Raw genomic sequence first — 22,370 nt, 5'->3', positions numbered from 1 at the left:
GTTGTTTTGTATTTAGAATAATTAATGTTGATGACCGGATTTCCGGCCATTAGTTTGATTTTGATTGCTTGAAATTTCATTTGACCTATAAATGCCCTTTACTTCCCCACACGTAAGCATTGAAGCACCGAAATAGGGATTCCTGATCTCTTCTGACTCACTCAGCCAAAACGCCCCCTGATCATTCTTCGCCATGGGACAATAACTCTTGTAAACCGCTTCTTTCGTGGTCCCAAAGACATCCATAAGTTCAATTAAATTATTGGACAAATGCACAAATGCCTGCCGTTGCTCCTCCAGTTTTTTCTCCTTTTGGATCATTTCAGCACTTGTGCTTAGGCCTTCTTTCAGCTCTGACCACTTCTCTTTGGCTTCTTCATTTAACCCCGAAACATCGACCTGATCTATTTCCTTGACCAACGATCTTGCCAATTCTTCACCGGACTCATCAGCCACCAACCTGTTTTTCAACTTCAGGTAGGCATCCAATATGCTATCCATTTCTCTTCCAAACTGTTCTCCGACTTCTATTTTTTGTGGGTTAGGATGGGCCATCATGCTGTATTTTCCACTTAGCTGAGCGGCACCATCTACCGCAAAGACACCGTTGGTAACGACCCTATCCCCTTCTTGCAAACCTGAAAGCACCCATTGCTTATCCCCGGCAAGTGGGCCAAGCTCCACTTTCACCATTTCAAAGGCGGGATTACTGGCATCCCCCACTTGTCTGTAAACTATTGATTGCTCCCCTGTCCATAGTATGGCCGATCCGGGAACCAGCACTCCCTCTATTGCCTTTTGTGCTGAGGAGGATTCAATTTCCGCTGTCACAAACATGCCTGGCTTTAGGGTTCCTGAAGCATTATCCACTTCCGCCCTTACTTTGATACTTCGGGTGTCTGAGCTCAGGATGGGATCAATGAATGTCACCTTCGCTGTAAATTCCCTGTTTGGAAAAGAATTGGCCCTGAAACTTATTTCATCCCCCTTCCGGATCGCATCAATATTATTTTCATAGGCATCCAACTTAACCCATACCTTATTCAGATTAGTGATCTCAAACAGCACCTGGCCCCGGCTGACATAATCCCCTACTGCAATTTTTCTTTCACTTACCACCCCGGAAACATTTGCATAAATATCGAAATGCGCCTGGTAGCTTTCTTGTTTCTCCATTTCAGCAATCTGCTTATCGCTCAGCTGCCACTGTTTCAGCTTCTGCTTGGCGGCTTGATACAGCTCGGGACTAATTCCCTTGGCTTCCTTTGCCTCAATCAATTCCCGATGAGCGGCCACCAACTCAGGAGAATAGATGCTGGCCAAACGTTGGCCTTTCTGCACCTCTTGTCCGGTGAATGCCACAAACAGTTCGTCCACCCTTCCACCAAAATTGGCGGATACAGACGCTACCTTTCTTTCGTCAGCCTCTACTTTTCCGCTGAGTTCCACACTGAATGCCCCCTTTCCCCTTCCTGACCTTACCGTCGTGGTGGAAATATTGGCAAGGGCAATTGCCTCTGGAGTCATCGTCATCACATAAGGGTTGGCACTGTCGCCGTCGCCTCCCAAACTGGAAACGGGGACCAAATCCATGCCACAGATCGGACAATCTCCCGGTTCATTTTGACGGATCTGAGGATGCATGGAACAGGTATATTCCGCATCCTCGTCATGCTTATGCACTGTATCGGGCTCGCCCCCTTCATTTTTGGAACTTATCGCCCAACCAATGATGCCCCCCATCACGAAGGCGCCAAATACAGCAATTGCTATTTGCTTTCTGATTTTCATAAGTTTCATTTTTTAAATCGCTTTGGCCATTAAAGTTTCCAACTTCGCTATGGCCGATAATTTACGGACCGTTTCTTCTGCCATCTTCATCTCAAAATCCAGCAGCTGCCTTTGGACAGTGAGGAGCTCCTCAAAACTTCCTGTGGCATTGCTGTAATCGGCAATCATCAAATCATAGGTCTTTTTGAGCAGGACAACTTGCTCTCCAAACAACTTACGGTTTCTCTCCGCCTCCCGAATCTCTCCATAAAGCTTTTCCCATTGTACTTTCAGGTCGTTCAGGAGACTTTCCTTTTGATAATCCGCCGCTTCCCAATAGCGCGCCGACTCCCTTTGGGCTGCTTTATACTGCCCCCTGTAAATCGGCAGGGACAGGGAAACCATGGGCATCACCATATTGTGCCCCATTCCTCCTGGCCGATACCCCATTTCACTGCCAATGGAGCCACTTGGCATTCTGGAGCTATTGACCATATAATTAAGCCCCAAGCCAAAACTCGGCCTCCCGGACAACCTTGCGGCCTCCCCTTTCTTTTGAAAAGCTGCTCCTTCTGCTTCCAGCATCTTGAGCTGGGGATTCGCACTGAAAATACTGTCCAATACCAGCTCTTTAGCTAAAAGCAACTCCTTATCCAGAAAAGCGGTATCCATGTGTACCGGACTTTCCTCAGGTCTGTTCAAAAGCAGATTGAACTTTATCCGCTCCACACTTTGGTCATCCTCATACTGCTCCAATAGCGTTTCCATCTCTTTGAGTTGGCTTTGTACCCTGAGTACATCGGTCATTTTACCGCCTTCCCCCGGAGTTCCTCCTTTAAACTTGTTCAATGTCAGCCTCTCCAAGCTCCTCAAAAGACGGAGGTTCTCTTGGGCAATTTGGGCATGATGATGAAGCAGGTAAAGCTGGTAATAAGCTGCTTTCACTTCATAAAACAAATTATATTTTGCAGCTTCAAACTCCTGAAAGTTGGCCACCGCCATCAAGCTTGCCTCATCCCGACTGGCCTGTAGTTTTCCAAACCAGGGGAAGCGCTGCATGATGGTTGCATTCAGTTTTTGATCTCCCATTAAGGTGGCCATGTCCCTGAGATAGAAACCAAAACTTAATTCCGGATCAGGCAAACTCCCCACTTGGGGCACCCTTTCCAAACTGGCGCTGTATCTTGCATAACTGGCTTTTAAGGCTGGATTGTTTTCTGCCGCCAGGCGGAGGTATTCTTCCAAGCCCTGCGCACGGCCATTGAAACAGGCCATACTGATCAAAAGCAAAAAAAGGAGTCCTTTAATGCTTAAAGGTCGTTTCTTCGTTATATTATTTTCCACTGATCCTTTCATAGTATTCATTTTTTGGAAGTGTCCATGCTGTCTTCAGTTATCCTGGGGACCTTTCTTTCTTCCCACCAACTGTACAAGACCGGCACGATAAATAATGAAATCAAAGCGACCACCATCCCTCCAAAAGAAGGTATGGCCATAGGGATCATGATATCCGAACCCCGACCGCTGGAGGTCAGCACCGGCAACAGTGCCAATAAGGTGGTGGCTGAGGTCATCAAACATGGCCTGATCCGCCGAAGCCCGGCCTCCTTCACCGCCTCCCTCACCTGCTTCACAGTCCTGGTGGTATTGGAAGCAAAACTCTGCTTAAGGTAGGTGGCCATGACCACCCCGTCATCGGTGGCTATTCCAAACAAGGCAATAAACCCTACCCACACCGCAACACTTAAGTTGAATTCCTTCATCTGGAAAAGCTCACGCATGGAGGTTCCCAAGACGCTGAAATCCATAAACCAAGGCTGCCCATAAAGCCAAAGCATGATAAAGCCACCTGTAAAGGCCATGGCTATGGCTGAAAAAATAAACAAGGTGGTCGGCACGGATTTGAACTGAAAATAAAGTATCAAAAAGATGACTATCAAACAGAGCGGAATGACGATGGACAGCCTTTTCTCTGCCCGCACCTGGTTTTCATAGGAACCGGAAAATTTATAGCTCACTCCGGCAGGAACCTTCAATTCACCAGCTGCAATCTTTCCGGCCAGGTAGTCTTGGGCATTTTCCACCACCGTCACTTCCGCAAAACCTGGTTGCTTGTCCAACAGTACATAGCCCACCAAAAACGAATCTTCACTTTTGATCATCATGGGGCCTTGTTTGTAAGTAACTGTGGCCATTTCTTTGATCGGCACCTGCTCCCCCGATGAAGTGCTCACCAATAATTGTTGGATTGCTCCTGGATGGTTCCTGAAATCCCTCGCATACCTTGCCCGGATGGCATAGCGCTCCCTTCCTTCTACCGTAGTGGAAAGCTCCACACCTCCCAGAGCAGCACCGATGGTCTCCTGAACCTCCTGCACCCTAAGACCATAGTGGGCGATGGCTTTTCTATCCAGCTCCACTTCCATGTAGGGCTTTCCCAGGGACCGGTCCGCAAACACCGCTTCGGGCTTTACACCAGGCACTTCCTTAAGGTATTCCTCCAACTTCAAACTGAAACTTTCTATCGTCTTCAGGTCAGGTCCATAGACTTTTAAACCTATGGGAGCCCTCATGCCTGTCTGAAGCATCAACAGCCGGGTTTCTATGGGCTGTAATTTAGGCGCTGAGGTTACCCCCGGGAGCTTGGCCACCTTGGCTACCTCAGCCCAAATATCATCCGGGCTTTGGATCTCATCCCGCCATTGCCTGAAGTACTCTCCGTTGTTGTCCTCGATCAATTCTCCCGATTCATCCCGAATGAATTCGCCTTCCTTATCAACAGCAAAGCGTATTTTTCGGCCGTTTTGATCGGTCATGAACTCCGGCTTGTACAATATCACGTTTTCGAACATGGACATCGGGGCCGGATCAAGGGCCGTTTCTGCCCTTCCGGCTTTTCCCACCACAGAAGACACTTCGGGGATAGCGGTTACCAGTAAATCCAGTTGCTGCAATATCCGTTGATTGGCCTCCACTCCGGAGTGGGGCATGGAAGTAGGCATCAGCAAGAAGGCCCCTTCATCCAAAGCAGGCATAAACTCCTTGCCCATCCCGGGAAAAGCATGCACCATACCACTGTACAGATCCGTGGTCCTGATGTTCCAGCCCACTCGGTCAAAGCCTTTGGCCACCCAACCAAAGAGGCTTCCAAAGCCCATCCAGATGGTAAGGCCAAAGAAAATGAGCACCAAAGGCAAAGCAAGGAATTTGGCTTTGTTTGCCAAGCACCATTCCAATAGGCTTTCATAGTAGCGGATAAACAGGCTGAAGCCGCCAAGGACAATCCCCACCACCAGCAACACAAACAGGAAATTGGTCACCGAGCTCACTGCAGCCCCTAAGGGGGCCCAAGTGGTGGCCAACAACCAAGATACGGACAACACAGCAGCCACTACGAGCACAGAAGTATGGTACCTTTTGTAACTACTTCCCTTATAATACAACAACAAATTATTGACTCCGATGGCCAATAACAGCAATCCGGCCAGGGGAAGGAAAAATAGTCCAATGAATCCCAAAACGACCAGACTGATATTGCCCCATTTTTTCCAATAAGCTCCTCCGTTCTTGATACCAAACACCCAATGCGAGAAAGCGGGCATGATCAATAGGGTAAACAGTAATGCAGAAATCAGGGCAAAGGTCTTGGTATACGCCAAGGGGCCGAACAATTTCCCTTCCGCCGCTTGCAAGGTAAACACGGGCAAAAAGCTGACAATGGTCGTGGAAACTGCCGTCAAAATAGCCGTGGCCACTTCCGTGGTCGCCTTGTATACCGTTTTGATCAGTGGCTGGCCTTTGGGGGCTTCCTCGATATGCTTTAATACATTCTCATTGAGAATAATACCCAGATCCACCATGGTACCGATGGCGATGGCAATCCCTGACAGGGCCACAATATTGGCATCCACGCCCACATATTTCATGAATATAAAACAGGTAAGCACGGCCAAAGGAAGAATGGCCGAAATCAACAGTGAAGCCCTCAGGTTATACACCATGACCATGATCACCACAATGGTCATGAGTATCTGGAGTACAATGGCATCGTTTAAGGTTCCCAAGGTTTCCATGATCAAATTGGAGCGGTCGTAAAAAGGAACAATCGTCACTTTCGAAATGCGGCCATCCTCCAGCTGCTTTTCCGGTAAACCGGCGCTGATTTCCTTGATTTTTTCCTTTACATTTTGAATCACGGCCATGGGATTGTCGCCGTACCTGGCCACCACCACGCCGCCAACTGCCTCTGCCCCACTTTTATCCAAGATCCCCTTCATGGAACGGTCTGCTGGCCCAAGACTCACCCGGGCGATATCCCTGATCCTCAGGGGCACATTCTCAGTGGCCTTGACCACGGTCTGGGCGATATCCTCCAAGTTTTCCACGTATCCCAAACCACGCACATAATATTCCACCTGGTTGATCTCCAAAGTATTGGCACCGATCTCCTGGTTGGTGGCTTTTAGAGCTTCCCGCACATCCATCATGGTCACTTGGTGGGCTTTCATGGCATTGGGATCCAGGTCCACCTGGTATTCTTTTTCCATTCCACCTACCGAAGCCACTTCGGCCACTCCTTCCACAGCTGCCAGCCCATAGCGTACATAGTAGTCCTGAACGGACCTTAGTTCATGCAAATCCCAGCCTCCAACAGGTTGGCCATGCTGGTCCCTACCCTCCAGGGTATACCAATAGACCTGCCCCAAAGCAGTGGCATCAGGCCCTAACTTTGGCTGTACATTGTCCGGAAGCAAGTTGGCAGGCAAGGAATTCAGCTTTTCCAAAATCCGTGACCGACTCCAATAATAGTCCACTTCATCCTCAAAAATGATATAGATACTGGAAATACCGAACATGGAACTGGAACGGATCGATTTGACGCCCGGAAGGCCCAACAGCGATGTAGTGAGGGGGTAAGTGACCTGATCCTCTATATCCTGTGGAGATTGCCCCATCCATTCCGTAAAGACAATTTGTTGGTTTTCCCCGATATCGGGAATGGCATCAACAGGCACGGGATCCTTTGGCAGAAAGTCCATTTTCCATTGAAATGGCACCACTACCAAGCCCCATGCGACCAGAACAAGTAGTAACAAAACAGTCACCAGCTTATTCTCCAAGAAGAATTTGATGATAGCATTGAGCATAACTTTATTTTTTTTATGCTATTGATTAAGAATTTGATCCTGAGTTTGACTTACTTAAGAAGGCTGATTCAATACCCAAACGTCATTGCGAACCTGTCTGCACCAGGCGGCCCCTTTTCCGATGGAGAAGTGCAGGGTAAAAGGGTGCGGCAACCTGCTAATTGCGAGACTCCCCCGGCTTTCTCCCCTTAGTCTCTTCCAAAGCCTCGGAGTGACGTTCTTTTTTAAATCTAACTAGGTAAAATAAACGAAATGGATAGAAACATATCCGTTTGGACACAAGCTGTCCACAGCGCCTGTTGGCTCACCAAAAAATGGCTAAATCAAAAAAATCTGATGTTCAATGTAAATTGGGATGGATTGGGGAGGTGCAGAATCCGAAATATACCGAACAGATGGTACTTCCTCCTGCTGAGCCAAACACAGCAAAATATCCGAAAGTAAATGAGGCAACGGAAGCAGGGATAAATTCCAAAATTGAACAGTGGCGATCTTGGCCATGCTCTGATCAGCATTTTGCAAATCCGCTTTTGGAATATCATCGCAGCACCCCGGCATCTCCTCACCATCTGGACAACATCCTTTGTCCTCCATGAAAAAGTTAATACGCTCAAAAGACGCTCCACAATAGTGCATAGAGTAACTCAGCCCGGCATTGAAGCACAGGTAGATAACCAACAACGATATTTGCAGAAGCCTACGCATAATTAACTTGACTAAACAAATATAAAAAAGCTTTTTGGCTTAGAGTTATATAATTTTTGTAAATTTTAAACAAAGATAGCCATGCTTACAGCCGAACATCATTTTCTCTGCCCTTATTGCGCAGCCCGGATATCAATGGTCCTAGACCTGAGCATTAGCCCCCAACAATATATTGAGGACTGTGAAGTCTGCTGCCAACCCATAGAAGTAACTTTTGAAGTAAAAAACGGTCACGTTATCAATTTTTCAACACAGACTACAGATCAGTAAAAATCAACAACTAAAAACTACTTATTTTTATTAATCTTGCATTTTTAAAATTATGCCTTTACTTTTGCGCTACCCAATATAAACTACTAATGATCAGAACATTACCTACTCTTCTCCTTTTATTGGCTTTTGCTTTTGGAGCAAAGGCCCAGACGACAGATGGCATCAATGAAGCAGCCCATGAATTTGCTTTGGCCAATTTAAATGAGGACTATGAAACCCTGATCAAACACACCTATCCTTTTATCCTGGAAAAATCCGGTGGTAAGGAGGCTTTCCAAAAAGCACTTGAGGATTCCTATGACCTTCTCAAAATAAGGGGCATGAAAATCAAAAGTTTTGAAATCGGAAACCCCATAAAGGCAACCCATTGCTCGGATGAGGTGCATGCTCTAGTTCCGGTAACTTCCATCCTATCCGTACCCAATGGGGAGATTGTTTCTCACATCACCTTGATCGCGGTATCCAAAGATTCCAGTGATGAGTGGTATTTTATAGAAGCCTCCAATCTGGAACCTAAAACCATCCATAATTACCTGCCTACTTGGGACTATACCTTGGGCCTGACCTTCGAAAACACCAAGGAATTTGTTGCCAAAAAATTCGAATAGTTTAAAAAAACTTTAAGAAATGAAGGGAATTAAGAGACTGTCTCAAAAGTAATATTCAAGATTCGATGACCAAATAAATTGAGGGGAGATTATTAAACCCGAAATATGCAATAGAAAATCTATTACGGACTGAAACTGCTTTAAAATCAGTCGCTTCGCTGCTGTTTTCGACTTCACCATAGCGGTGCTATGCTTCAGTCTCCAAACAGCCTGATTTTCTTGCATTTTCAGGCCTCATAACGAATCCTATTGCATAATCCAGGTTAAACCTGCCAACCTTTATGTTCCTTAACTTCTTCATGTTTAAAAAGTTCCACTCCTAACTGTTCTTCTTTTTTCGCATAGCATCCATCTGATCCCATAATTCTTCAGGAATCTGATCCAGGTGACTGAATTCTCCAGCACCTTTGAGCCATTCCCCGCCATCAATGGTCATCACTTCCCCATTGACAAAACTCGAAAAGTCCGACACCAGATAAGCTGCCAGATTGGCCAGCTCCTGGTGTTCCCCCACCCTTCCTAAGGGCACTTTTTTGGCCGGATTAAATTTATCCGCCAGATCACCCGGCAAAAGCCTACTCCAGGCCCCTTCCGTGGGAAATGGCCCGGGGGCAATGGCATTGGAGCGGATATTATATTTCCCCCACTCCACCGCCAAGGACCTTGTCATGGCCAACACTCCGGCTTTGGCTGCAGCGCTGGGCACCACGTAACCTGAACCGGTCCAGGAATAAGTGGTCACAATATTCAAAAAAACCCCTCTTTGCTTTTCCTTTATCCATTGCTTGCCTGCCGTTAAGATCATGTTCACCGTCCCTTTCAATACAATGTCCAACACCGTATGAAAGGCATTAGCAGAGAGGCGTTCTGTGGGGCTGATAAAATTCCCAGCGGCATTGTTGACCACGGCATCTACTTTACCCATTTCCTGAACCGCTTCGGCATACATAGCATTCACCTGATCAACATCCCTTACGTCACATGCCAGGGGCAGCACCCTTCCTCCTGTCTCCTTCTCCAAGGCATCCGCAGTTTTTTCCAGCACCGCTAACTTTCGACTGCTGATCACCAAATTCGCTCCGAGTTCCAAAAAGTATTTCCCCATGGCTCTCCCCAAGCCGGTCCCCCCGCCGGTGATCAAAATAGTTTTGCCTTTTAGGGCATCTTCTTTCAGCATTCCTTGAGTACTGCTCATATTTCTTTGGCTTAAATTAAAAATCCATTTTTCAATATACCCAAAAATAAAAAGAGCCGCTCTATGGCGGCTCTTTTTAATACTTTTATATAAATACAGATTAATACCTGTAATAATCTGGCTTGAAAGGTCCAGCAACCTCCACTCCGATATATTTGGCCTGATCTTCAGAAAGCTCCTCTAACTCCACACCTAACTTTCCTAAGTGAAGGGCAGCCACTTTCTCATCCAAATGCTTAGGCAGAACATATACTTTATTTTCATACTGATCCGTATTGTTCCAAAGCTCAAGCTGGGCTAAAGTTTGGTTGGTAAAGGAATTGGACATCACAAAAGAAGGGTGCCCCGTGGCACAGCCAAGGTTTACCAACCGGCCTTCGGCCAATAGGATAATGTCGTTCCCGTCTACATTGTAAAGGTCCACCTGAGGCTTGATCTCATCCTTGGTGTTACCATAATTTTTGTTCAGCCAAGCAACATCGATTTCATTATCGAAGTGGCCGATGTTACATACAATGGTTTTGTCCTTCATCACTTTGAAGTGCTCTCCGGTGATGATGTCCTTATTACCTGTTGCGGTCACCACGATATCGGCTTCAGCGGCAGCATTGATCATCTTTTTCACTTCAAAACCATCCATAGAGGCCTGAAGCGCACATATTGGATCGATTTCAGTGACAATGACCCTGGCCCCTGCACCTCTCAAGGAAGCAGCAGAACCTTTTCCTACATCTCCATATCCAGCCACAACAGCGACCTTACCGGCCAACATCACATCGGTAGCCCTTCGGATGGCATCCACCAAAGACTCCTTACAGCCGTACTTATTATCAAATTTCGATTTGGTAACAGAATCGTTGACGTTGATCGCTGGAAGCGGCAAGGTTCCGTTCTTCATTCTGTCATAAAGACGGTGCACACCGGTAGTAGTCTCTTCAGAGATACCTTTGATCGCCTGCACCAATTCAGGATATTTATCCAGTACCATATTGGTCAGATCCCCACCATCATCCAAAATCATGTTTAACGGCTGTCTGTCCTCACCGAAAAACAATGTTTGCTCTATACACCAGTCAAATTCTTCTTCTGTCAGGCCTTTCCAAGCATAAACGGATATTCCAGCAGCAGCAATGGCAGCAGCAGCATGGTCCTGCGTGGAAAAAATATTACAAGATGACCAGGTAACTTCTGCACCCAGCTCCACCAAGGTCTCAATCAACACGGCAGTCTGAATGGTCATGTGAAGACAACCGGCAATTCTAGCTCCTTGCAGAGGTTTCGATGCACCGTATTCTGTCCTCAAGGCCATCAATCCAGGCATTTCTGCCTCAGCCAACCTGATTTCCTTTCGGCCCCATTCGGCCAAAGAAATATCCTTTACTTTATACTTGACGTATTTTGATTTAATTTCTGACATGAATTTATTATTTGATCAAATTTTTAGGAACACAAATTTACTCAATCCACAAGACATTACGAAATAACCGTCTTAGAGGAATTTAACTTCTTTGAAGGTATATTGGTTTAAACTTTCGTCACTTTTCTTCATTTTCAGCAAACCAGCGGCACTGACACCGATTATCTTCCCTTCAAAGACACCTTGGCTATCCTCATAATTTGCCCATAGTTCTTTCCTGTACAGGTGATGGTAGTATTCATCATGGAGGTTACTGAGCTGTCTCTTCTTCAGCTGAATGTATTTTTTTTCCAGGTTAGCCAAAATACCTCCTAAAATCTCCCATTTTTCCAGCTGCCTTCCTGCTAAATTAGCCATAGAAACTGGCCCGGGAAAGGGGAATTCCGTTTGGTTAATGTTCAGGCCAATCCCCACCACCGATGATTCAATCCGTTCTTTATGAATGGTATTTTCAATCAATATCCCTCCTATTTTGCCCTCGGACTCATGGACAATATCATTAGGCCATTTGACTTTTATCCCTGTTGAATACTTGGAAAGTTCTTCCCTGACAGCCAGTGAGACTATTCTATTCAACTCAAACTGCTCCACAGGCGTTAAAAAATAAGGGGACAGGACCAAAGAAAAGGTAAGGTTCACCGATGGCTCGCTAAACCAGCGATTGCCCCGCTGGCCCTTGCCCTTGGTTTGCTTGTCCGTGATAATGATGCTACCTTCCTTGGCGGTGCCTTCTTTTACTTTCTGGACAGCTATGTCATTGGTAGAATGACACTCTGTCAGGTAAACAATATCTTTCCCCAAAAAAACAGTATTGGCAAGGATTTTATGCATCATTTTATTAGTTATTTTGTCGCACAATAAAGATATTTATCCTTTTATTGCGGCACGAACATGATTTAGTAAAATTACACACAAAAGTATGACAGCAGAAGAGCTGAGTAAAATAATAGTGAAGGGTATGGAAGATAAAAAAGCTTCCGATATAGTGGTGATGGATTTGAGGGAGATAAACAATTCCATATCAGATTTTTTTGTGATTTGTTCCGGCTCCTCTGATACACAGATAGAGGCCATTTCCGATGCCATTGAAAAAGAAGTGTTTAAATCCAATAAAGAAAGACCCTGGAGAAGTGAAGGAAAAAACGCCGGTCAATGGGTTTTAGTAGACTATGTGGATGTGGTAGCGCACATTTTCTTGGAAGATAAAAGGGAGTTTTATGGCCTGGAGGATTTGTGGGGAGATGCAAAAATCACAGAAATTAACTAAATCTGGCAAACTTTCACTTTTTGAATCCGTTTTACCTAAAGTTTATCGAAATAATAATTAAACGATGAGTGATAAAAACAAAAATAAAAAGTTCATTCCAAAACCGCCTCAAAAGCCCAATTTCCAGCTTTGGCTGATTGTCACTGCGGTCATTGTGCTTATCGGCATTACTTGGTTTAACCAAAGGACTGCCGTTACGGACATTACCATGAAGCGGTTTGAGGACATGGTACTTGGCAACGATGTGGCGAAGGTAGTAGTAGTTTATAACCAGAACTATGTAGAAGTCACCCTGAAAGAAGAAGCGCTGGAAAACCAGCGATACAAAGACGAACTGGAATCACAGAATCCTTTCTTCAACCCTTCTGGCCCCCACTATAGGATTACGGTGGCCGATGTCGGAAAATTCCAGGAAGACTTCGACAAACTGGAAGAAAAGCTTCCTGCGGAACAAAGAATAGGTGTTTCAGCCAAGAAAGAAGAAAGTTGGAGCAACTGGTTTGGCAGCTTTGGTTTCCTACTGCTGGTGTTCTTCCTTTTCTGGATCATGATGAGGAGAATGGCAGGCCCAAGCGGACCTGGAGGACAGATCTTCAATGTAGGAAAATCCAAGGCCCAGCTGTTTGATGCGGAAAACAAGGTCAAAATCACCTTTGACAATGTAGCCGGATTGGACGAGGCCAAAGAGGAAGTACAGGAAATCGTGGAATTCCTGAAAAACCCCTCCAAATTCACGAAATTAGGGGGTAAAATTCCTAAGGGCGCCCTATTGGTAGGCCCTCCCGGTACCGGTAAAACCCTTTTGGCCAAGGCTGTGGCCGGAGAAGCGGGGGTACCTTTCTTTACCCTATCCGGATCTGACTTTGTGGAAATGTTCGTTGGGGTGGGTGCCGCAAGGGTAAGAGACCTTTTCAAACAGGCAAAGGAAAAAGCCCCATGTATCATCTTTATAGATGAGATTGACGCCATAGGCCGTTCGAGAGGAAAAGGGCAAATGCCCGGTTCCAATGATGAGCGGGAAAATACCCTGAACTCACTATTGGTGGAAATGGACGGTTTTGGTACGGATACCGGAGTGATTGTACTGGCGGCCACCAACCGACCAGATGTACTGGACAGTGCCTTGTTGAGAGCGGGCCGTTTTGACCGTCAGATCAGTATTGACAAGCCCGATATCATTGGACGGGAAGCCATTTTCAAAGTACACCTGAAACCGATTAAAACCGGTTCGGACATAGACCCGAAAAAACTGGCGGCCCAAACCCCAGGCTTTGCAGGTGCCGAGATTGCCAACGTCTGTAACGAAGCAGCCCTGATAGCTGCGCGAAGAAATAAGGCGGCCGTGGACATGCAGGACTTCCAAGATGCAGTAGACCGGGTTATCGGTGGTTTGGAGAAGAAAAATAAAATCATTTCCCCTGAGGAGAAAAAGATTGTTGCCTATCATGAAGCCGGTCACGCTGTGGCGGGCTGGTTCCTGGAGCATGCCGATCCTTTGGTAAAAGTAAGTATCGTTCCACGAGGCATTGCAGCCCTGGGTTATGCGCAGTACCTGCCTAAGGAACAGTTCTTATACCAAACAGAACAGCTGATCGATGAAATGTGCATGACCCTTGGAGGACGTGCTGCAGAGGAAATCATCTTCGGTAAAATTTCCACCGGCGCATTGAGTGACCTGGAGCGTGTGACCAAAATGGCCTATTCCATCGTTTCGGTATACGGGATGAATGATAAGATAGGAAACGTTTCATTCTATGACAGCAAGGGAGGAGATTATAAATTCAACAAGCCATACTCTGAATCTACTGCTGAAACCATCGATGTAGAGGTCAGAAAGCTGATCAGTTTTGCCTATGAAAGGACTAAGGAACTGCTTAGCCATAAACGCCCAGAACTCGAAACATTGGCTAAAGAACTCCTAGAGAAAGAAATCATCTTCCAGTCTGACTTGGAAAAACTCATTGGCAAGCGTCCCTTTGATAAGGAGACCACCTATGAGGCATTTACCAGGAAAGGAGATAATAAAAAAGAGGAAAAATCCGATTCCAAGGAAGACGAAAAATCTTCTGATGTGGAAGAGAGCATCAGTGAAAAGAAAGACTGATCGGAAAAAAACAAGGTTAAAAGGCTCCCAAATTAAATTTGGGAGCCTTTTTTTATCCTCATCAATTCATTCATTTCCCAATAATCAAAAGATTCTTAACTTTGACCAGCATAATGTTTTAAAGATTGACCAACAAGCGATCCACCATGATGGGCTTTGTAGAGCTTTCTTTAATTTTTGCCAATCCATCCACCAAATAAATCCCGCCTGCAAGGAAATACATGAACATCAATCTTAAAGAAAACCAAAAAGTTTTTTTCGCCTCTGATTTTCATTTAGGTTCTCCTGATCATCACACAAGTAGAAAAAGAGAAGATAAAATCATCCGATGGCTGACGTCCATTGAAGATGAAGCAGCAGCTATTTTTCTTGTGGGCGACCTATTTGATTTTTGGTTTGAATACGACAAGGTCATACCTAAGGGATTTATCAGGTTTATCGGAAAAATAGCCCAATTAAGGGATAGAGGGATTCCCATATTTTTCTTCACCGGGAACCATGATCTATGGATGCAGGATTACTTCACAAAAGAACTGAACATCCCTGTTTACCACAATCCCATAACGATAGAAATAAACCATAAAAAAATGCTCATCGGCCACGGGGACGGTCTAGGCCCTGGAGATGAAAAGTATAAGCTGCTGAAAAAAGTCTTCACCAATAAATTCTGCCAGTTCCTTTTTAAATGGCTTCACCCTGATATTGGTATAGCAATTGCTGAAAAATGGTCTGGAAGCAGCCGTATCAGTAATATCGCCAAAAATGAAGACTCCTTCAAGGGTGACAATGAATGGTTGTGGCAGTATTGCAAGGAAGTGGAAAAGAAGATGCACTTTGATTATTACATCTTTGGGCACCGCCACCTGCCTTTGCAACTTGCTGTGGGAAAAAAGTCAACATACATCAATCTGGGTGAATGGGTAAGTCAATACACCTATGCCGTTTTTGATGGAAAAGAACTCCTTCTAAAGACCTTCGATACATGAGCCTAAGGACTGTTTTTATCCTTCTGGGAATATTCCATTGCCTGGGTAGCTGGGGGCAAACTCCTGATTGGAAAAAAAAGTTTGTCATTAAAAAGAGTGCCATCAGCTTGGTGGACATTGACAATACCGGAAAAATCCTGCTTTCGGACAATTCAGGAAACCTTACTCAATATGACAAAAATGGTGATTCCATCAACTACTATTCTCCCACTATTCAGGGTAAATTAAGCCAACTGGAAGCAAGGAGAAGTCTCAACATATTCACTTTTTCCAGCGACCTTCAGCTTTTTGAAATTCTGGACAGGTTTTTAACTCCCCTCTCCACCACTCGATTCGTTGATCCTAATCTTGGAAACATTAAGGCCGCTTCACTGGGGAACAACCAAAAATTATGGCTGTATGACGACACGAACCTGTCCCTGTTACAGTACGATTATCAGCGAAATACCATTCTACAAAGACAGGCCCTAAACTTGGTTCTGGAATCCCCAACACTACCTGTCTTGGAAATCACCGAATATCAAAACACGCTTTTTGTCAATATCCTTGACAAAGGCATCTACCTATTTGACAATCAAGCCAATTTCATCAAACACCTCCCGTTAAAAACTGAGCAAAAGCTGTGTTTTTATGGAAATCAATTACTGACCCTTTCCAATGGACAATTGCTCATCACCCACTACCTGACAGAAAGCCAGCATTCTGTGGACTTGCCGGGAAACTATGAAAAGGTAACTGCGGGAAATGATGTCATCCTCTTCTACAACAGCAGGCTCATTGAAGGATACACCCTTCCCTCCTACTTATTGGAGTAACCGCTCATCATAGGATTATCCCTGCTGATGGTCTATTCTATCATAAAACAATGGATCCTCTTCCCCAGCTCCCTTCACCGATAATCTACACTATTCCCGCTATCATCCCCAGTTTTGTTTATTTCAATTTGTTAATAAATGTTAACATTCATTGCATTTAAAAGAATTACTAGAATAATTCCAATAAATATGTAAAAAGCATTCCGATTTTGGTTTGATTTTTGCAATTTTGCGTCCCGATGAAAAAACCTTTACTTAAGAAGATTTATTACGTTGCATTTCTCAGTATCACCCTCTATTTCTGTATGGGGATGGTGACGAATGACTATGCCCAAAATTTTCTTAAGAAGACAGAAAAGAACCTTACTTTTCCCAAAAACCTCAACAAGCCGGATGTTGATTTTGACCTAAAATCCACCGGTCAGAGCAAATTCAAAATTGTCTTGGAAAAAGAAATCCCAACCAATACATCCGTCAAGGTTTTTGACATCATCGGCAATTTGATTTTGGAAGATTCTCTCAAACCAGAGGACGGAAAACAAAAGTCGTACGATTTTTCCCATATCAACAGTCAATTGTTTGTAGTAGAGGTGGGAAATTCCAAGTATAACAAGACCAAAAGTATCTACGCGAGTCCTCACGGAAAAAAAAAAATGGATGAACCGGTCCTGATTACTGAAGAGGAGGACATCGATAGTGAAAAGGAATAAAAAAAACCCGGATAAACCGGGTTTTGTGATTTATATCGGATTTGCTCCTTAAGCGACCTCTACCAATTTAATATCAAAGATCAAATCTTCTCCGGCCAATGGATGATTCGCGTCCAAGGTGATTTTTTGCTCGTCCACATGAACCACTTTAACCGGTACCGGCTGACCTTGCTGATTTTGGATAGACAGATCCATGCCTACCTCAGGCTTGATATCTGCAGGTACTTGCTCTACAGGCACATCGATCATCATATCTTCTCTTTTAGCTCCATAAGCCTCATCAGAAGGTATGGTAACACTCTTATCCTGTCCCACTTCCATACCATTAACAGCAGCATCAAATCCCTTGATCATATTGCCGTCACCAACTGTAAACTGAAGTGGTTCTCTGTTTTCCGAAGAATCGAATACTGTTCCGTCTTTTAACTTACCTGTGTAGTGTACTTTTACCGTACTTCCTTTAGTTGCTACAGACATTTACTTGTTTATTTTTGTGAATAAGGCTAAAGGTAATACTTTTTGAAAGGGATAAAAAAGAATCCCCGTGTTGATATGAAAAACGTTCGTATCCGACCTTTTTTTGTTCGATTTCGGACATTTCATTATCAAAACCCCTGATATTTGACTAAATTACCCCTTATAAATTATGGCATCATTTCAGCATTCCAACTTCCTATAACAACTAAAGCCTCTATCCAATGGAAGAAACCAGTCTCGGAAAAATCCTAATCGTTGACGACAATGAAGACCTACTTTTTGCCGCCAAAATGTTATTAAAAAAATACGCCAAAGAAGTAACTATTGAAAAAGACCCCAGGCGTATCCCTTTCCTGGTCAACAACAACAGTTATGACGTCATTCTGTTGGACATGAACTTCACCGAAGACACCACTTCGGGTAAGGAAGGGTTTCATTGGTTAAGGCAGATCAAGGAAATCGATCCTAAAGCGGTAGTCATTCTCATCACGGCCTTTGGGGATGTGGAAATGGCTGTTCAAGCCCTTAAGGAAGGGGCTACGGATTTTATCCTGAAGCCTTGGCAAAACGAGAAACTCTTGGCCACTTTGTCTGCTGCCAATAAGCTTAAGGAGAGCTATAACCAGGTGGACTCCATTTCCAAAAAATCCAAACAGCTTCAGGCCGACCTGAAAAAACCCTTTTCAGAAATCATCGGCCAAAGTGCTTCCATGAAAAACATCTTTTCCATCATTGACAAAGTAGCCCAGACAGATGCCAATGTCCTTATCTTGGGTGAAAACGGTACGGGAAAAGAGCTTATTGCCCGCGCAATCCATGACCGATCCCTGAGAAATGACGAGATATTTGCCGGGGTGGACATGGGCGCCATCACAGAAACCCTTTTCGAAAGTGAACTTTTCGGCCATAAGAGAGGGGCCTTTACAGACGCCAAAGAAGACCGTGCCGGCCGTTTTGAAGTCGCCGACAAGGGCACCTTGTTTTTGGATGAAATCGGCAATCTAAGTATGCCCTTACAGTCCAAGCTGCTTACCGCCCTCCAAAAAAGAGAAGTCACCAGAATAGGAACCAACAAAGCCATCCCGGTGGATATCCGCCTGATCTGTGCCACCAACATGAAGGTCCATGAAATGGTCATGGAAAACACCTTCAGACAGGATCTTCTTTACAGGATCAACACCGTCGAGATTTTCCTTCCCCCACTAAGGGAAAGACAGGACGACATCCCCTTGCTGGCAGAGCATTTTCTTAAAATCTACTCCAAAAAATACCGTAAAGAATTCTCAGGCTTTAAGCCGGCGGCCCTACAGCTCCTTCAGCGGTACAACTGGCCTGGCAATATCCGGGAACTGCAGCATGCCATAGAAAGGGCCATCATCATGGCCGAAGGCACAGATCTTGACAGTAGGGATTTCTTTTTTCTTTCTTCCAAGCCTGTCGCTGAAAAAGTCACCAATAATGCAACGCTGAACCTGGACGAGGTTGAAAAGAACGTCATCCAAAAGGCCATTGATAAAAACGGAGGAAATATCTCCAAAGCAGCCAAAGAACTGGGGCTTACCCGGGCTTCTTTGTACAGAAGATTAGAGAAATATGGATTATAAAGTTGGTTTGTTGGGAAGGGTGGTCCTGCTTACGCTGACCCTCTTCATCCTTTCTTATTCCATTCTTAAGGGAGCTGGCGTATTTGTCACCTCCTTATTTATCATATTGGTCATTGCCCAACTGATCTTTCTGATCAACTATGCCGAAAGCAGCTTTAAAAAAGTCCGTCAGTTTCTGGACAACATCAAGCAAAACAACTATTCCACGGTATACCCGGTAAAATTTGACGGGACTGAAACCGATGATCTCCATATAGAATTCAACGCCATCCTGGCCAAGTTAAAAGAAGACCAGGCAGAAAAAGAGGCCAACTACCAATATTTTAGGTCTGTCTTTCAACACCTGAGCATCGGACTGATCACCTTCGGGGAAGACGGGAAAATCCAAATCCTAAACACCGCTGCCAAAAGGATGCTGAATATCGACCAATTGGTTTATATACAGGAGATCGAACAGGTCAACAAAGAACTCCATAATGCCATCCATACACTGAGAACAGGGGGAAGTGAGCTGATCAAAATCGCCCATCCTGACGGCATTATGCAGCTGTCCGTCTACGTCATCGAGCTTGTACTCCGCAATGTGAAGTTTAAGCTGGTGTCCCTACAGAACATCCAAAGTGAACTGGAAGAAAAAGAAATGGAAGCCTGGCAAAACCTGGTCAGGGTACTTACCCATGAGATCATGAACAGCATAGCTCCCATCTCCTCGCTGGCCTCCACCATAAAGGGCGACATTCAGTCGCAGCTGGAGAAGAAGGAACATATTGCCGCTGAGGAAATAGAGGATTACCTGATGGGGATTTCCACAATAGAAAAACGAAGTGAGGGCCTTATCGACTTTGTAAGTGATTTCAGGAGTCTCGCCCATATTCCCGTCCCTAAATTTTCTGCCATTCGCATCCATGAACTGTTTGAACAGCTGGAAGTGCTTTTTCATCACCAGACAGATCAACTCCAAATTCAATGCGAGAAAAAAATAGAGCCTGAAAATCTCCTTTTATTTGCGGACAGTTCTTTGATCGAACAGGTATTGATCAATGTCATTCAAAACGCCATTCATGCCGTAGAAGAATCTCCCATAAAAAAAATAAGCCTAAAAGCCTTCATTGACGAGGCGGGAAAAATCATTATTGAAATAACTGATTCCGGAAAAGGCATTGAAGAAGAAGCTCTTAATAAGATTTTCATTCCATTTTTCACCACAAAAAAGAAAGGATCTGGAATTGGGCTGAGCCTGTCCAAGCAAATCATGCGTAGGCACAAGGGAAATATTCAGGTAAAGTCCGTCATAGGAGAAGGCACCACCTTCAAACTGATTTTCAACGCCTAATACAACTCACTCACACGCGAAACCGAAAACCCCAACTTCTGCCCTGCCGACATAGTACGAAGGATCGGCAGGACCAAAAGATAAGGTAATAATCGATCTCTCAATGGGCCTAAATCCGCTGTCCCCTACTTTTGACTCCTCGCAGTTGTGAAAAGAGGGTGTTCTCCTAGTGTCGGACCAGACTATTGCAGGGAGCGGTTTTTGAATTGGCCATGAGACCGTTATTTTTTATCATTCCAGTGTCCCCCTCAGCTCACTTTGTCAAGGGAGAGGCCATTAAAGTTACCGTATGCTTTGGTAATATCTTCCTTAGCAGATAAGTACACCTTTTGGGCAGTGGCATTTCCACTGATCATGGAATAGACGGCAGATAAAAATGCCGGTAGGTATTTTGCGCCATCTTTGTGCACATATAAACCATGTAAATAAATGGAATCCTTTCCTAAGGACGATTTAAACTCGGACTGGGCTTTATCCTGTTCTGAGCCTAGCCATACTGCAGTCATCAGCTTCCCTTCAACAAGCCATGTCAAGGGAATACTTCCCCCTTCCACTCTTTTCATACACTCGAAAAGGAATTCTTGCTTGGTCACCAATCTACTGTCCGGCTGAAATTCCAGCAGGTCTTTTAAAGCGTTCTGCCGGACCTTACCCGACCTTGGAACTGCCCCATGCTCCTTTGACGAGGCAGCAAGGGCGAAGAGACTTTCTTTGGTTTCATTTCGCTGCAACAGCTTCTCTTTCATCCATGTGCCCATTCCATGCCTCTTGATCAGCTGAATTTTCTCCTTTCTTTCCCCCCACTTTTTCTTCATTTCCCATTTAGCTACTTTGGGATTTTTGAACATTTTAGAAATCGCCACATTCACGGCTGTTTCTATTTTTCTTTTGATTTGTTTCTTAAGCACCGTTTTCTTTTGAGGAGAAACCGTCAACTTATACACGGTATCAGACCGATTAATAAGCCTGTCCTTATAGGCCTGCCCTCCGATGGACATGTCTAAAACCGAGTACCCCATCTCCATAAGACATTGGGCCATCATGATGAAATTCAAAATCCCCGGTGAAAACTTGACATAATGAACGGAAAAGGAATTCGCGCCAGTCCCAAACACCCATCCCCCGCTGCCAAATCCCCCCATGGTAGCGGAAACCAATTCCCCGTCTACCCTTATTACTGTCAGAAAAAATACGTTGTTTTTCAGCATGCTTAGATAAAACTCCTTTTTACCTTTTGCATTTCTAAAGGGCGTTCTGTTATGTACTGCCCCTTGTCTAAAGTCGTATTGAATAGCCAGGGCATCCAATAAAAATTCAATTTCTTCGGCGTCGGTAATTCTATCAAATGTGAAATTCCCCAGCCTTTTCAATTTATTGGTGCATTCTCTGAATTGCTTCTTTCTGGTCAACTTCCCCACCACTTCCTCGGTGAGGTCTATCAAAGGCCGGTTGATTGGTTTGACTTCACAATAAGGCAACCAATCCTCATCATAGGCCCATTCCATTGGTACCTTATCTGGCACACAGCTTAAAACAATATCATTTTTCTTAAACTTCGACCTCATCATTACCAGTGCTTGGGTAATGAAGGAGGACTTATCTTCCTCTGTGGAAATCCAAGTTTGATAAAGCGCATCACTTTTACCCGCTCCCGTAATGGTTCCTTGCCCTCCCCTCTCCTTGACCAAGGTAAGCATGCTTACCAAACGCCCCTTGGACTGTTGGTACACAAGGATCGGAAGATGATCGGTAGCAAATGCTTTATACCATTCTATCACAAAAACCGGTCGCTGAAATAAGGTGGACCACTCGCAAGCTTGATATACGCCTTCCCATTGATTGATAAATTCAGGGTTTCTAAAAATCCCCATCACTTCCTCTCCGGTAAACACTCCAAGTCCATCCCTGACTAAAATATCCTCTGCCGATTTGATCTGTTCCATAGGTATGCTTTCAGTA

18 protein-coding genes are annotated in these 22,370 nt (G+C 44.8%); 9 read left to right on the top strand and 9 right to left on the bottom strand.

From position 1 onward, the window contains the following. Positions 1-21: 21 nt before the first annotated feature. The 4 genes from ACYVAA_RS05625 to ACYVAA_RS05610 all read right to left on the bottom strand — a co-directional run bounded on the left by ACYVAA_RS05625 (position 22) and on the right by ACYVAA_RS05610 (position 7,553). Complete coding sequence (locus tag ACYVAA_RS05625) at positions 22-1,791, bottom strand: efflux RND transporter periplasmic adaptor subunit (RefSeq protein WP_460539347.1); 1,770 nt, start codon at positions 1,789-1,791, stop codon at positions 22-24. Between the two features lie 12 nt (positions 1,792-1,803). Further along, the gene (locus tag ACYVAA_RS05620) at positions 1,804-3,135 is read right to left on the bottom strand and encodes a TolC family protein (RefSeq protein ID WP_460539345.1); all 1,332 of its coding nucleotides are present in this window, start codon (positions 3,133-3,135) and stop codon (positions 1,804-1,806) included. Continuing rightward, positions 3,132-6,917 carry an efflux RND transporter permease subunit gene (locus tag ACYVAA_RS05615; RefSeq protein WP_460539342.1) on the bottom strand — a complete coding sequence of 1,262 codons (3,786 nt, stop codon included), beginning with the start codon at positions 6,915-6,917 and terminating at the stop codon, positions 3,132-3,134. Before ACYVAA_RS05615 ends, ACYVAA_RS05620 begins: the two co-directional genes overlap by 4 nt. 318 nt (positions 6,918-7,235) lie before the next feature. After that, positions 7,236-7,553: a hypothetical protein gene (locus tag ACYVAA_RS05610; protein ID WP_460539395.1), complete on the bottom strand. Its 318-nt coding sequence runs from the start codon at positions 7,551-7,553 to the stop codon at positions 7,236-7,238. 150 nt (positions 7,554-7,703) lie between these two features. On the opposite strand from ACYVAA_RS05610, the gene ACYVAA_RS05605 reads away from it, so the two are divergent. Together ACYVAA_RS05605 and ACYVAA_RS05600 are read left to right on the top strand one after the other, a co-directional pair. Further along, complete coding sequence (locus ACYVAA_RS05605) at positions 7,704-7,892, top strand: CPXCG motif-containing cysteine-rich protein (RefSeq protein ID WP_460539340.1); 189 nt, start codon at positions 7,704-7,706, stop codon at positions 7,890-7,892. 89 nt (positions 7,893-7,981) lie between these two features. Beyond that, positions 7,982-8,503: a hypothetical protein gene (locus ACYVAA_RS05600; RefSeq protein ID WP_460539338.1), complete on the top strand. Its 522-nt coding sequence runs from the start codon at positions 7,982-7,984 to the stop codon at positions 8,501-8,503. 319 nt (positions 8,504-8,822) lie between these two features. Here ACYVAA_RS05600 and ACYVAA_RS05595 read toward each other — a convergent pair whose 3' ends face one another. From ACYVAA_RS05595 to ACYVAA_RS05585, 3 genes are all read right to left on the bottom strand, one after another. Continuing rightward, a complete protein-coding gene (locus tag ACYVAA_RS05595) occupies positions 8,823-9,698 on the bottom strand; it encodes an SDR family oxidoreductase (RefSeq protein ID WP_460539336.1) in 876 nt (291 codons plus the stop codon). A 100-nt stretch (positions 9,699-9,798) separates the two neighbouring features. Continuing rightward, positions 9,799-11,115, bottom strand: coding sequence for an adenosylhomocysteinase (gene ahcY, locus ACYVAA_RS05590; RefSeq protein ID WP_460539334.1), 1,317 nt, complete (start codon positions 11,113-11,115; stop codon positions 9,799-9,801). A gap of 72 nt (positions 11,116-11,187) precedes the next feature. Next, positions 11,188-11,949: a biotin--[acetyl-CoA-carboxylase] ligase gene (locus ACYVAA_RS05585; protein ID WP_460539332.1), complete on the bottom strand. Its 762-nt coding sequence runs from the start codon at positions 11,947-11,949 to the stop codon at positions 11,188-11,190. An 85-nt stretch (positions 11,950-12,034) separates the two neighbouring features. Here ACYVAA_RS05585 and rsfS point away from each other — a divergent pair, with 85 nt between their 5' ends. From rsfS to ACYVAA_RS05560, 5 genes are all read left to right on the top strand, one after another. Next, entirely contained in the window at positions 12,035-12,382 is a 348-nt protein-coding gene (gene rsfS, locus ACYVAA_RS05580) for an RsfS/YbeB/iojap family protein (RefSeq protein WP_460539329.1), read from the top strand. A 64-nt stretch (positions 12,383-12,446) separates the two neighbouring features. Further along, entirely contained in the window at positions 12,447-14,486 is a 2,040-nt protein-coding gene (gene ftsH, locus ACYVAA_RS05575; RefSeq protein ID WP_460539327.1) for an ATP-dependent metallopeptidase FtsH/Yme1/Tma family protein, read from the top strand. A gap of 221 nt (positions 14,487-14,707) precedes the next feature. Further along, positions 14,708-15,472, top strand: a complete 765-nt coding sequence (locus tag ACYVAA_RS05570; protein WP_460539325.1) for a UDP-2,3-diacylglucosamine diphosphatase — start codon at positions 14,708-14,710, stop codon at positions 15,470-15,472. Next, the gene (locus ACYVAA_RS05565; protein ID WP_460539322.1) at positions 15,469-16,287 is read left to right on the top strand and encodes a hypothetical protein; all 819 of its coding nucleotides are present in this window, start codon (positions 15,469-15,471) and stop codon (positions 16,285-16,287) included. Before ACYVAA_RS05570 ends, ACYVAA_RS05565 begins: the two co-directional genes overlap by 4 nt. A 239-nt stretch (positions 16,288-16,526) precedes the next feature. Next, positions 16,527-16,997 carry a hypothetical protein gene (locus ACYVAA_RS05560; RefSeq protein ID WP_460539319.1) on the top strand — a complete coding sequence of 157 codons (471 nt, stop codon included), beginning with the start codon at positions 16,527-16,529 and terminating at the stop codon, positions 16,995-16,997. A gap of 48 nt (positions 16,998-17,045) precedes the next feature. Here ACYVAA_RS05560 and ACYVAA_RS05555 read toward each other — a convergent pair whose 3' ends face one another. Then, entirely contained in the window at positions 17,046-17,474 is a 429-nt protein-coding gene (locus ACYVAA_RS05555) for an FKBP-type peptidyl-prolyl cis-trans isomerase (protein WP_460539317.1), read from the bottom strand. Positions 17,475-17,695: 221 nt separating this feature from the next. Here ACYVAA_RS05555 and ACYVAA_RS05550 point away from each other — a divergent pair, with 221 nt between their 5' ends. After that, positions 17,696-19,078: a sigma-54-dependent transcriptional regulator gene (locus ACYVAA_RS05550; protein WP_460539315.1), complete on the top strand. Its 1,383-nt coding sequence runs from the start codon at positions 17,696-17,698 to the stop codon at positions 19,076-19,078. After that, positions 19,068-20,411: a sensor histidine kinase gene (locus ACYVAA_RS05545; protein WP_460539312.1), complete on the top strand. Its 1,344-nt coding sequence runs from the start codon at positions 19,068-19,070 to the stop codon at positions 20,409-20,411. The genes ACYVAA_RS05550 and ACYVAA_RS05545 overlap by 11 nt, the downstream gene beginning before the upstream one ends. Positions 20,412-20,659: 248 nt before the next feature. Here ACYVAA_RS05545 and ACYVAA_RS05540 read toward each other — a convergent pair whose 3' ends face one another. Beyond that, positions 20,660-22,354, bottom strand: a complete 1,695-nt coding sequence (locus ACYVAA_RS05540; RefSeq protein WP_460539309.1) for a GNAT family N-acetyltransferase — start codon at positions 22,352-22,354, stop codon at positions 20,660-20,662. Between the last annotated feature and the right edge of the window lie 16 nt (positions 22,355-22,370).

The organism is Echinicola sediminis (assembly GCF_054777495.1).
Note: the sequence above shows the minus strand (reverse complement) of the source record. Positions and strands in the feature narration are given on the sequence as shown.

Excerpts from the sequence above, each read along its gene's own strand:
- ACYVAA_RS05625 (WP_460539347.1), bottom strand. The coding sequence starts at position 1,791 with ATGAAAATCAGAAAGCAAATAGCAATTGCTGTATTTGGCGCCTTCGTG.
- ACYVAA_RS05620 (WP_460539345.1), bottom strand. The coding sequence starts at position 3,135 with ATGAATACTATGAAAGGATCAGTGGAAAATAATATAACGAAGAAACGA.
- ACYVAA_RS05615 (WP_460539342.1), bottom strand. The coding sequence starts at position 6,917 with ATGCTCAATGCTATCATCAAATTCTTCTTGGAGAATAAGCTGGTGACT.
- ACYVAA_RS05610 (WP_460539395.1), bottom strand. The coding sequence starts at position 7,553 with ATGCACTATTGTGGAGCGTCTTTTGAGCGTATTAACTTTTTCATGGAG.
- ACYVAA_RS05605 (WP_460539340.1), top strand. The coding sequence starts at position 7,704 with ATGCTTACAGCCGAACATCATTTTCTCTGCCCTTATTGCGCAGCCCGG.
- ACYVAA_RS05600 (WP_460539338.1), top strand. The coding sequence starts at position 7,982 with ATGATCAGAACATTACCTACTCTTCTCCTTTTATTGGCTTTTGCTTTT.
- ACYVAA_RS05595 (WP_460539336.1), bottom strand. The coding sequence starts at position 9,698 with ATGAGCAGTACTCAAGGAATGCTGAAAGAAGATGCCCTAAAAGGCAAA.
- ahcY (WP_460539334.1), bottom strand. The coding sequence starts at position 11,115 with ATGTCAGAAATTAAATCAAAATACGTCAAGTATAAAGTAAAGGATATT.
- ACYVAA_RS05585 (WP_460539332.1), bottom strand. The coding sequence starts at position 11,949 with ATGATGCATAAAATCCTTGCCAATACTGTTTTTTTGGGGAAAGATATT.
- rsfS (WP_460539329.1), top strand. The coding sequence starts at position 12,035 with ATGACAGCAGAAGAGCTGAGTAAAATAATAGTGAAGGGTATGGAAGAT.
- ftsH (WP_460539327.1), top strand. The coding sequence starts at position 12,447 with ATGAGTGATAAAAACAAAAATAAAAAGTTCATTCCAAAACCGCCTCAA.
- ACYVAA_RS05570 (WP_460539325.1), top strand. The coding sequence starts at position 14,708 with ATGAACATCAATCTTAAAGAAAACCAAAAAGTTTTTTTCGCCTCTGAT.
- ACYVAA_RS05565 (WP_460539322.1), top strand. The coding sequence starts at position 15,469 with ATGAGCCTAAGGACTGTTTTTATCCTTCTGGGAATATTCCATTGCCTG.
- ACYVAA_RS05560 (WP_460539319.1), top strand. The coding sequence starts at position 16,527 with ATGAAAAAACCTTTACTTAAGAAGATTTATTACGTTGCATTTCTCAGT.
- ACYVAA_RS05555 (WP_460539317.1), bottom strand. The coding sequence starts at position 17,474 with ATGTCTGTAGCAACTAAAGGAAGTACGGTAAAAGTACACTACACAGGT.
- ACYVAA_RS05550 (WP_460539315.1), top strand. The coding sequence starts at position 17,696 with ATGGAAGAAACCAGTCTCGGAAAAATCCTAATCGTTGACGACAATGAA.
- ACYVAA_RS05545 (WP_460539312.1), top strand. The coding sequence starts at position 19,068 with ATGGATTATAAAGTTGGTTTGTTGGGAAGGGTGGTCCTGCTTACGCTG.
- ACYVAA_RS05540 (WP_460539309.1), bottom strand. The coding sequence starts at position 22,354 with ATGGAACAGATCAAATCGGCAGAGGATATTTTAGTCAGGGATGGACTT.